Origin of the sequence: Caldisericum sp. (assembly GCF_049967455.1) — a bacterium.
Classification (GTDB): Bacteria; Caldisericota; Caldisericia; order Caldisericales; family Caldisericaceae; genus Caldisericum; species Caldisericum exile_A.
In genome coordinates, this window is record NZ_JBMFSR010000037.1 from 1 (window position 1) to 9,124 (window position 9,124).

At 35.1% G+C, this 9,124-nt stretch carries 13 protein-coding genes; 4 read left to right on the plus strand and 9 right to left on the minus strand.

What is annotated here, in order from left to right; all coding sequences use genetic code 11:
- Positions 1–212: 212 nt before the first annotated feature.
- The 5 genes from feoB to ACP5SP_RS06615 are packed head-to-tail and all read right to left on the minus strand — an operon-like array spanning position 213 to position 3,582.
- Positions 213–2,225, minus strand: coding sequence for a ferrous iron transport protein B (gene feoB / locus ACP5SP_RS06595; protein ID WP_428076295.1), 2,013 nt, complete (start codon positions 2,223–2,225; stop codon positions 213–215).
- A gap of 19 nt (positions 2,226–2,244) precedes the next feature.
- Positions 2,245–2,415, minus strand: coding sequence for a hypothetical protein (locus tag ACP5SP_RS06600; RefSeq protein WP_428076296.1), 171 nt, complete (start codon positions 2,413–2,415; stop codon positions 2,245–2,247).
- Positions 2,416–2,438: 23 nt separating this feature from the next.
- A complete protein-coding gene (locus tag ACP5SP_RS06605) occupies positions 2,439–2,663 on the minus strand; it encodes a FeoA family protein (RefSeq protein WP_428076297.1) in 225 nt (74 codons plus the stop codon).
- Positions 2,663–3,364: a DtxR family transcriptional regulator gene (locus ACP5SP_RS06610; protein ID WP_428076298.1), complete on the minus strand. Its 702-nt coding sequence runs from the start codon at positions 3,362–3,364 to the stop codon at positions 2,663–2,665. Before ACP5SP_RS06610 ends, ACP5SP_RS06605 begins: the two co-directional genes overlap by 1 nt.
- Positions 3,355–3,582, minus strand: coding sequence for a hypothetical protein (locus ACP5SP_RS06615; RefSeq protein WP_428076299.1), 228 nt, complete (start codon positions 3,580–3,582; stop codon positions 3,355–3,357). Before ACP5SP_RS06615 ends, ACP5SP_RS06610 begins: the two co-directional genes overlap by 10 nt.
- A 332-nt stretch (positions 3,583–3,914) precedes the next feature.
- Here ACP5SP_RS06615 and ACP5SP_RS06620 point away from each other — a divergent pair, with 332 nt between their 5' ends.
- On the plus strand, positions 3,915–5,255 hold the full coding sequence (locus ACP5SP_RS06620) for a S8 family peptidase (RefSeq protein ID WP_428076300.1): 1,341 nt from the start codon (positions 3,915–3,917) through the stop codon (positions 5,253–5,255).
- Between the two features lie 206 nt (positions 5,256–5,461).
- Here ACP5SP_RS06620 and ACP5SP_RS06625 read toward each other — a convergent pair whose 3' ends face one another.
- A complete protein-coding gene (locus tag ACP5SP_RS06625) occupies positions 5,462–5,665 on the minus strand; it encodes a hypothetical protein (RefSeq protein ID WP_428076301.1) in 204 nt (67 codons plus the stop codon).
- Between the two features lie 742 nt (positions 5,666–6,407).
- Between ACP5SP_RS06625 and ACP5SP_RS06630 the strand changes: the two genes are divergently transcribed.
- The 3 genes from ACP5SP_RS06630 to ACP5SP_RS06640 are packed head-to-tail and all read left to right on the plus strand — an operon-like array spanning position 6,408 to position 7,469.
- Positions 6,408–6,644 carry a MoaD/ThiS family protein gene (locus ACP5SP_RS06630; protein ID WP_416085560.1) on the plus strand — a complete coding sequence of 79 codons (237 nt, stop codon included), beginning with the start codon at positions 6,408–6,410 and terminating at the stop codon, positions 6,642–6,644.
- Positions 6,644–7,039 carry a molybdopterin synthase catalytic subunit gene (locus ACP5SP_RS06635; RefSeq protein ID WP_416085559.1) on the plus strand — a complete coding sequence of 132 codons (396 nt, stop codon included), beginning with the start codon at positions 6,644–6,646 and terminating at the stop codon, positions 7,037–7,039. The genes ACP5SP_RS06630 and ACP5SP_RS06635 overlap by 1 nt, the downstream gene beginning before the upstream one ends.
- Positions 7,017–7,469, plus strand: coding sequence for a SoxR reducing system RseC family protein (locus ACP5SP_RS06640; protein ID WP_424587105.1), 453 nt, complete (start codon positions 7,017–7,019; stop codon positions 7,467–7,469). The genes ACP5SP_RS06635 and ACP5SP_RS06640 overlap by 23 nt, the downstream gene beginning before the upstream one ends.
- Positions 7,470–7,488: 19 nt before the next feature.
- Here ACP5SP_RS06640 and ACP5SP_RS06645 read toward each other — a convergent pair whose 3' ends face one another.
- From ACP5SP_RS06645 to ACP5SP_RS06655, 3 genes are all read right to left on the minus strand, one after another.
- The gene (locus ACP5SP_RS06645) at positions 7,489–7,608 is read right to left on the minus strand and encodes a JAB domain-containing protein (RefSeq protein ID WP_424587106.1); all 120 of its coding nucleotides are present in this window, start codon (positions 7,606–7,608) and stop codon (positions 7,489–7,491) included.
- Positions 7,609–7,730: 122 nt separating this feature from the next.
- Entirely contained in the window at positions 7,731–8,402 is a 672-nt protein-coding gene (locus tag ACP5SP_RS06650; protein ID WP_424587104.1) for a M48 family metallopeptidase, read from the minus strand.
- Between the two features lie 119 nt (positions 8,403–8,521).
- Positions 8,522–9,124, minus strand: a 603-nt coding sequence (locus tag ACP5SP_RS06655) for a restriction endonuclease (protein WP_428076302.1), incomplete at its 5' end; no start/stop codon positions are given.

Genomic DNA, 9,124 nt, shown 5'->3' on the forward strand with positions numbered 1-9,124 from the left:
TGTATGAATTTTCGATGAATTATCTGTTGATTAGTCTAAAAAAGAGGGAGACTGAGTCTCCCTCTAAGCGATGTAAAATTCCTAAATAATTGCCTTAGATCAATTGCCTATAGTTGAGCTGAAAAACTCCGTGTTCACAAATGTATGTGACTCATACAAAATACAAAGAAGCTTTAAAAAGTGCTCCAGAGAATTTTCTAATAGCAAAAATTTTAGATAAGCAGTCTCCCAAATTGATAGAAACCCACCGCAAACAGCCATCCCATAAGAATGCTATAAACAACGGAAAAAGTGGTCCATTTCCAACTATTTGTTTCTCTATATATTACGCCAATTGATGCGATACAAGGAATATAGAGAAGGCTCATTACCATAAACGAATAGGACGAAAGTGGAGTAAAGAATTGGGGAAGAACGAGAGCAAGTTTATCTTCTCCACCAAACAGAACGCCCATTGTTCCCACGACCGTTTCTTTTGCAATAATCCCAAAGAACAATGCAACTGCCGCTTGCCAGAATCCGAATCCTGCAGGCTTAAACAGTGGTGCAAAAAATTTCCCTAGATACCATATATAAGTTCCCTCCCCTGCATATTCAATAGAGCTGGGAAAACTTGCAAGGAACCATATTAAAATGACACCTGCTATAATAATTGTCCCCGCCTTTTTTAAGAACATTTCTGCTCTTTCCCACATATGAATTGATATACCTTTCACTGTAGGCCATCTGTAAGGTGGAAGTTCCATTACAAGAGGGGAAACAGGTCCTTTAAGTTTTGGAATGGTGGATTTAAAGATCTTTGCAGAGAAGACCGCAACCAAAACACCTAATGCATAGAGGGAAAATACAACAAGACCTTGATGTGTTTTGAAGAATATACTTGTAAAGAGTATATATACAGGTAAGCGTGCTGAGCAGGAGATAAAAGGATTGATGAGGATTGTAAGCAGTCTATCCCTTTCAGAGCTTATCGTCCTTGCCGACATAATTGCGGGAACGTTACAGCCAAACCCTATAACCATAGGAATAAATGATCTTCCTGGAAGACCTATTGCATGCATTGCTCTATCCATAATAAAAGCAGCTCTTGACATATATCCAGAATCTTCAAGGAATGCAAGAAGTAAAAATAAAATCGCGATGTTTGGCAAAAATACAAGTACTGTCCCAACTCCTCCAATGATGCCGTCTCCCAACAGAGAGCCCAACCAACCAGGAATATATGTAGTTACTATTCCTCCAAGCCAGACCATAAACTGGTCAATGTAATCCGCAAATATACTTCCCACAGTGAATGTAAGCTGAAATGTTACCCACATTACAAATGCAAAGAGGGGTATCCCAATCCATTTGTTTGTAACAACCCTATCAATTTTATCTGATGCACTGAGCTTTTCTTCTGTAGTAAAGCGTCTTGAAACGCATTTTAGAGTGATGTTTTCTATAAACCCGTATCTTTTTTCAATAATCTCTGTTTCAAGGTCATATCCAAATTTGCTTTCAAGCCTGGATGCTTCTTTCGTTGCAAATTCTACAACATCGTTCCTTCCTTTTTCTTTCAGCATCTTTATAAATTCCCCATCTCCCTCTAAAAGCTTTACTGCAAAGAATCTTTTTGGATAAGATATATCCACTCCTTCAAGTTCTTGTTCAATCTTTGATATTACTTTTTCTATGTCTTCGCCATAGTCAACTTTTAATAGCTTTAGTTTATTATTTTTTGCTTTAACTACTGCTTCTTTTAATTCTGTAAGTCCTTCTGCTTTCACTGCAGACGTTAGGACAACAGGCACACCTAAAATCTCCTCCATTTCTTTAGTATCAATCTTTACGTTTTTTCTCTGTATAATATCTGACATATTCAAATCTACCACAACATTTACACCTAATTCAAGAAGAGAAATCGTAAGATATAAATTTCTTTCAATGTTTGTTGCATCTGTTACAGTAACTACTACATCTGGATTTCCTCTTACAATAAAATCTCTTGCTATCCTTTCATCTATTGAGTAGCTCGTGAGGCTGTACGTTCCTGGAAGGTCTGTTATGATAAACTCATAATCTTTATAAAGCATCCTTCCTTCTTTCTTTTCTACCGTTACGCCTGGCCAGTTTCCTACATGTGCGTGTCCGCCGGTTAGAACATTGAACAATGTGGATTTTCCAGCATTTGGGTTACCAGCCATCGCAACTCTAATTGTTCCAAGTTTTTCTTTTTCTGACATGTTACACTCTCCTTTCATTTTAAAAACGTAATGGTTTTTTTAAGATACTTTCTCCACCTTCTAAAAATTCTACAACAAAGTCCATATAGTATGTAAGTTCTTCTTTCGCTATGAGATCTACATCTTTTTCGTTTTCTAGCGTCTCTTTAATTGCACAAATAACTTTTTCTTTCATAACTTTTTCTTTCATAGTTTTCGTTAAATCTATTTTTGTCATTTTACTGGAATCGCGAGTAACTTTGATGCAATGCCTCTACCTAATCCAAATCTTATGCCATTTATCTCAACAATTATGGGTCCTACGCCAGGATTTGATACAATTCTTAGACGCACACCAGGATAGATACCCATCTCACTAAGCATTCTAACAAGTCCTCTTCCAGAAGTGATTCTCAATAGCTCCAATTCTTCGCCGGATTTTGCATAGATAACGGGCATCATTTTACCTCAACGACGATTTTTTCTGCTTCTTCCTTTCTTAGAGAAAGGTGATAGTCTTTAATCAAGATGTCAATTGGGTCTCCCAATGGTGCAACCTTTTCTACTTTTACAACTGTACCTGGCACTGCTCCCATGTCCAATAATCGTGCTTTGAGGTTTCCCATCCCACTTTCTACACGCACGATTCTTGCTTTGTTTCCTACTTTTAATTCGTTTAATTTTAATTCCATTCTTTTCTCTCCTTTCTCTTGGCATCCTTGGAGTTCTCCTGTATTTACAAATTTACGAAAGTGCTCAATCCATTTGTTACTTCCTGTTATCTGGGATTTTTCTATGAACTCAACAAATTTTGCAAGTTTTAAAACTGTTTCTCTGTGAAGATCATGTTCTATTCTATGTGCATCTTTCTCCGCTAAATTTTCACTTATATCCAATGCATCACGCAGGAACTTGTAGAGCATTTTGTGCCTTTCGTATAGCTTAGTAGCTTCATCAATTCCTGCATCAGTGAATTCTATGTATCCATAATGCTCATGAGCAACTAACCCCCTTTTTACAAGCTCTTTTATCGCACTTACAACGGAGGGCAACTTCACATTTCTTCTTTTTGCAATGTCTTTTAAGCGAACAACTGCCTTTTTTGTCTTTACAATATAAATTTCAAGCAGATAGTCCTGGAGACTTTCAGTTAGTTCCATTTTTTATGCTCTCCTGTTATACAAAACTTATTCAACGGGCATCCGCTGCATGAGGAAGCGCAAACCTTTGGATTCGATACAAAAGTTAGCTTCCCTCTCATTACAAGGGAATTCAGTACTTTTATTACATCTTCTTTTTTAAAGCCCTGTTTTTTTGTAATGCTTTCCACACTAATTACACCTTCTCTTCTTGCCATTGCAAGTATTATATTTTCCATATTGCCTCCTTATTAGGTATACCTAATAATGTTAGTTTACACTAATTTTAATACAAAAACAAATTTTGTCAATAGTATGTATGGAGGTCTCTGAAAAAGTATGGAAAGAATCTGGTGAAAAAGAGCGCAGATTACAGAGGAGTATGGCACTGATAAATTATCTTCTTATTCCTTTGTATTCGCTGTTTTTAGCGAATTTATTCTTTTGTAATTCGCACTCTTCATAAGCGAATTTAATATTATCTAGAGTGTCAAATTTATGTAACCCGTACATAGTATTGACTTAAAAATAAAACTTCATATAATAACCAAAATTTTGCAAGGAGGAGAGCATGAAGAAAGTTTTAGTAAGCTTGATCTTGGTTGCACTGTTGCTTACAGTGTTTGTCCAAGTAAAAAGTGCTGAACCTTTATTTGTGGGCGGAGAGTCACTCTCAATTACAAATGAGGTTGTACCAGGTGAATTTATTGTTGGATTTAAAGATGGTGTGAATGTTGGATTAAAAGCTAAAGCACTTGAAAATTCAAAATCCTTAAAAGCAAAAAGAATCGGTCTTAAGAACTTTGCAGTATTTTCGTTAAATCAGGGGAAAACAGTTGATTCAATGAAAGAATTATTGCAGAACGATCCAGATGTTGCCTACATTGAACCAAACTTTATTGCACATGCACTTGCAGAGCCAAATGACCCGATGTTCTCACCATACCAGTGGGATTTATATGATTATGGAATGCTATCCAATGGATATGCATCTAATTACGGCATTCAGGCTGTTTCAGCTTGGAACATCACAAGAGGTGGAGGTGTAAAAGTTGCAATAATCGACACAGGGGTTGCTTACGAAAATTACACTGATCCTGTAACAGGCACTCAGTATGCTCTTGCTCCCGATCTTGCAAATACAAAGTTTGACACTGCAAATGCCTATGATTTTGTAAATAATGACACTCACGCAAACGACGATAATGGACATGCGACACATGTTTGTGGGACAATTGCTCAATCAACAAATAATGGTACAGGTTGCGCTGGTATTGCATATGAAGCTACAATCCTCCCAATAAAGGTGCTTGATAGCTCTGGCTCAGGAACCTATGATGCAATTGCAAACGGCATTACATGGGCAGCAGATCATGGTGCAAGAGTTATTAATATGAGTTTAGGAGGAAGCCAAGGCTCAACCACGCTTTACAATGCTATTAAATATGCATACAACAAAGGTGTTGTAATTGTTTGTGCCGCAGGAAATGACGGAAAGCCTTTGGTAAGCTATCCTGCAGCCTATACAGAATGCATTGCAGTTGGAGCAACTCGATTTGATGGAACAAGAGCAAGATATTCAAACTATGGAAGTGCACTTGATCTTGTTGCACCGGGCGGAGATACATCAGTTGACCAAAACAAAGATGGCTATGGCGATGGAATATTGCAACAAACATTCTCAGGAAGTCCCACAAGTTTTGGATATTACTTCTTCCAAGGAACTTCAATGGCAACTCCACATGTTGCAGGAGTTGCAGCATTAGTACTATCGGTTCACCCAGAATTTACAAATGAACAAGTAAGGACTGCGCTTCAATCAACCGCAAAAGACCTTGGAGCAAAAGGTTGGGATAAATACTACGGTTATGGACTTGTTAATGCTTATGCTGCAGTAAACTGGAAACCATAGTTTATTCAACTATAAAAAATTTAGGGGGCTTTTGCCCCCTTTTTATATTTTCATGTCCTTTCTTATCTTTGTTATAAGCATAACGCCTTTTTGTATAGCTTTTCAAATAGTTTTTCCCGACCTTATCACTTTTTCCTCATTTTCTCGTGGAAGCATACAGGGATAAAGACAGAGGCATAATAACCCAAAATCCCCAATCTATATAACTATGTTATCTCTGGGAGTGGGACTTCAAATTCCTTGTAAATAGTTTTTTGTGTTTTTGACATTTCTGTTAAGAACTTCTTGCCGTTGTTTGTTTCAACAACTTTAAGTTTCTTCAGTTCATATATGATATTTGATAGAGACTGCTCTTTGTATAATCCTTTACTAACCATTATTCTATCCAGTACAACATAAAGAACTAACACAATGAATAAAATAATTAGATTCTACTCTTAGAACCCTTTCTTTAAACATGTTTTTTAAATTCGTATCAACAATCACATTACTTACTCTACTTGATATTATTTCCATTTTACACAAAGAAGTTTGTATAAATTGATAAGTATTCGTATTCCTACGCCTTAGAAAGATTTCTTTTGAGAGTCTTGCTGTAAAAGGGATAGAAATAAAAAATCCGATCTGCTTTTGCGTATCAGCTTTATATTGAGTTCGCTAAAGATTCTACGTTCATAATATATAATGTTCTTTCAACTCCTATACCATTTAAACTCAACATTATTAATGTAACTATGCATGCTTAACTTATTGAAAGAAAAGTTTTAGGATACTCCATCAATACTCTTCCAAATAATAATTTTGCCTTATAAGGTTAAAGTAGAGGGCATCTACCAAGTGAAGGGTATTTAACAAAAAATGCCACATTAAGATAGGGAAAAAGCTTTCCCTGAGCTAAACACATAAGAGATTATTTGATTTATAAGGATTCTTTCTTCTTAAACAAACTTATTGTTTTGTAAGAGTGAAAAAACCATCCTTGAATTAATCAAAAGAATGCATTTCATCACAAAGTAAGACACAAATTTAAACTATATAACAAAGCAATCCCTTTTCAAAAAACTTATACAAAAGATAAAAGATTACCTTTAACTCTTAAGAATATTCTAATCACTTATTCGCAACTATTACTTTTTTAGTTATAATATATGTATGATTAAGGTGCTTTTATTTGGAGAAGTAAAAAGAGTTTCTGGAAAAGATGCAATTGAATTAGAGTTTAGGGGTTCTTTAGGCATGCTTAAAGATGTACTCAAAGAGAGTTTACCTCAGATCTCTTATCTTCTGGATACCTGCGCCTTTGCGGTAAATAAAGAATACAAAACACTTAACTATGAACTTAAAGGTGATGAGGAAGTTGCGGTTATTCCACCTGTTGGAGGCGGATAATGGTAAAACTAACTAAGGGTAAGATTAATGAATCTGAACTTACTGAACTTTTAAGAAACGAAGAAGGAGGAAGTATTGTTGTTTTTCTGGGAGAGCCACGAAAAGGTTTCGAAGACGGCGATGTTTCTTCAATTGAATACACTGCATATGAAGAGATGGCAATTCAAGAACTTAAAAAAATCGAGGAAGAGGCTTTAAAAAGAGATGGTATTCTTGATGTCATCATTGTTCATAGACTTGGCGATATTCCCTTAAAGGAAACCTCTCTATATGTTGGTGTTTCTTCAAGACATAGAGAAGAGGGATTTGAAATTACAAAATGGATTATTGAAGAAGTTAAAAAATCTGTACCAATTTGGAAGGAGATTAAATATGAAGGGAACAGGAACAGTTAAAGCAATCCATGGCGAATATATAGAGGTTGTCGCACCAAGAGAATCCCAATGTTCCTCTTGTGCTTTAAAGAATGAGTGCTCAAATAACTCTTTAAAAGAAGGGCAGACAGTCTGGGTAAAAAACACAATTGACGCAAAAATAGGTGATTATGTAGAGTTTGAATTTAGCGAAAAAGACTTAAATAGAGGATTATTTATAGTTTATGGCATACCAATGATATTCATTGTTATAGGCGCTGTTATAGGTTCAATTTTAGAATTCGGATATAACATTAAAATTTCGAATTTGAAAGACTTTACAATTTTCATCACAACGCTTGTATCTCTTTCAATTGGAATTTTTATTGTAAGATTAGCAGATAGATATGTAAAACCCTACTCTTACACCACAAAGATAATTTCGAGAGAAATAATAAAACCCCTAATGTAGTAATGTCTATATAAGGCCGTTATTTACAAAGGCTAAAATAATCCTTAAAATTCTTGCCGAGGATAATGTGATCAAGCACTTTGATATTTATAATATTGAGCGCTTCGATTAGTCTCTTGTTAAAAGCAAGTCTTCTGATGGTTCAGTTTCATGAGATGGATGATATTGGCTTGTTTTTCAATTCTTCTTCACAGGATAAAGCCGGTTCCTTAAGAGAAATTCTATAACAGACTCGTAGGAATTTAGATTCATCTCATCACCTCAAATATAAAGCAAATGTCCCTTTTCTTTTAACCACTTCTTTGCATCTTCATAATCTGGTTTTATTGTTTTCACTTTATCCCAAAAATTTTTTGAATGATTATGCTCTAAAACATGACACAACTCGTGCACCACAACATAATCAATAACTGAAAGAGGCGCCATAATCAAATTATAAGTAAAACTCAAGTTGTTATTTCTTGAGCAACTGCCCCATCTCTTTTTTGCGCTTGTTATTTTAATTCCCTTATATTCTATTCCTGTAAGCTTAGAATAATAATCCACTCTTTCGCTAATGATAGCCTTTGCAGTTTTCTTGTAAAAATCAATAAATAGATCCCTTGCCTTTTCTCTATATCTTTCATCAAGATAAAAACCATTATCAAATTTAAGAGGAGTTTCGCTATCTCTTGAAAGAAAGAGACTGTATGCTTTTCCAAGAAGTAGAAAACTCTCTCCCTCAGTAAATTGTTTTTCCTTATCTTTTGGAAGACCTTTAACAAACTCAATATGCTTTTTAATCCATCTTCTATGCCTCTTAACAACCTCATAAATTTCTTCAATAGATGTTTTATCTGGTGCTTTAACGATAAGTTTAGCATTATCACTTATGATGAGTGCAATTGTTTTCCTTTTTGATCGAATTATCTCTGAAATTTTAAAATCTTCCATTAAATCTTTTCCCATAAGTATAATTAGTAGTATCAATAATTTTCCTTGTTGGTTCAGTAGGATTTACATCCCTTATGTTAATTCTCCAATCAAAGCCTAATGACATCTTTAACTCCCTTTTAATATTCTTCAAAGTAATCTTCGTTAACCTTCTTTATCTCAATTGTTGTTTTTTGCTCTACACCAACATTATATTTTAACATATAATCAAGCAATCTATCACCATCAATTAGAACAACCTTCATATCGGAAATTTTTTCAGCATATTTAAGTGCGTCTTCTGTGAAAGTCGATGTGGTTATAAATATTCCTTTTTTTGCTCCCTTTCCATGAAGTGCCCCTACAAATGCTTGAATTTCCTTTCTTCCAATTGTGGAGTTATCCCATCGTTTTGCTTGAAGATAAATTTTGTCTAAGCCCAAGACATCTTCTTTTATAACACCATCAATACCCTCATCCCCACTCTTCCCAAGAAGCTTACTTGCCTCTTCAAAGGAGCCACCATAACCCATACTTACGATAAGATCAAGGATCAAGCGCTCAAAAAATCTAGGAGAAGCCTCCATAATTCTCTTTCTAAGGTCACTTTTTATGATACTATTAAGTTCCTCTATCTTTTGGAAAATAACTTCCTCTGGAGTAGCTTCTTGAATATCTATCTCGGTAGACTTCTCTTTTTTATAGCCTTTATAAAACTCGACAAATTCGTTAAACTTCGTTAG

Coding starts and splice junctions, on each gene's coding strand:
- ACP5SP_RS06640 (WP_424587105.1), top strand. CDS start 7,017: ATGAAGGGAACAGGAACAGTTAAAGCAATCCATGGCGAATATATAGAG.
- ACP5SP_RS06615 (WP_428076299.1), bottom strand. CDS start 3,582: ATGGAAAATATAATACTTGCAATGGCAAGAAGAGAAGGTGTAATTAGT.
- ACP5SP_RS06650 (WP_424587104.1), bottom strand. CDS start 8,402: ATGGAAGATTTTAAAATTTCAGAGATAATTCGATCAAAAAGGAAAACA.
- ACP5SP_RS06635 (WP_416085559.1), top strand. CDS start 6,644: ATGGTAAAACTAACTAAGGGTAAGATTAATGAATCTGAACTTACTGAA.
- ACP5SP_RS06600 (WP_428076296.1), bottom strand. CDS start 2,415: ATGAAAGAAAAAGTTATGAAAGAAAAAGTTATTTGTGCAATTAAAGAG.
- ACP5SP_RS06605 (WP_428076297.1), bottom strand. CDS start 2,663: ATGCCCGTTATCTATGCAAAATCCGGCGAAGAATTGGAGCTATTGAGA.
- ACP5SP_RS06630 (WP_416085560.1), top strand. CDS start 6,408: ATGATTAAGGTGCTTTTATTTGGAGAAGTAAAAAGAGTTTCTGGAAAA.
- ACP5SP_RS06610 (WP_428076298.1), bottom strand. CDS start 3,364: ATGGAACTAACTGAAAGTCTCCAGGACTATCTGCTTGAAATTTATATT.
- ACP5SP_RS06620 (WP_428076300.1), top strand. CDS start 3,915: ATGAAGAAAGTTTTAGTAAGCTTGATCTTGGTTGCACTGTTGCTTACA.
- feoB (WP_428076295.1), bottom strand. CDS start 2,225: ATGTCAGAAAAAGAAAAACTTGGAACAATTAGAGTTGCGATGGCTGGT.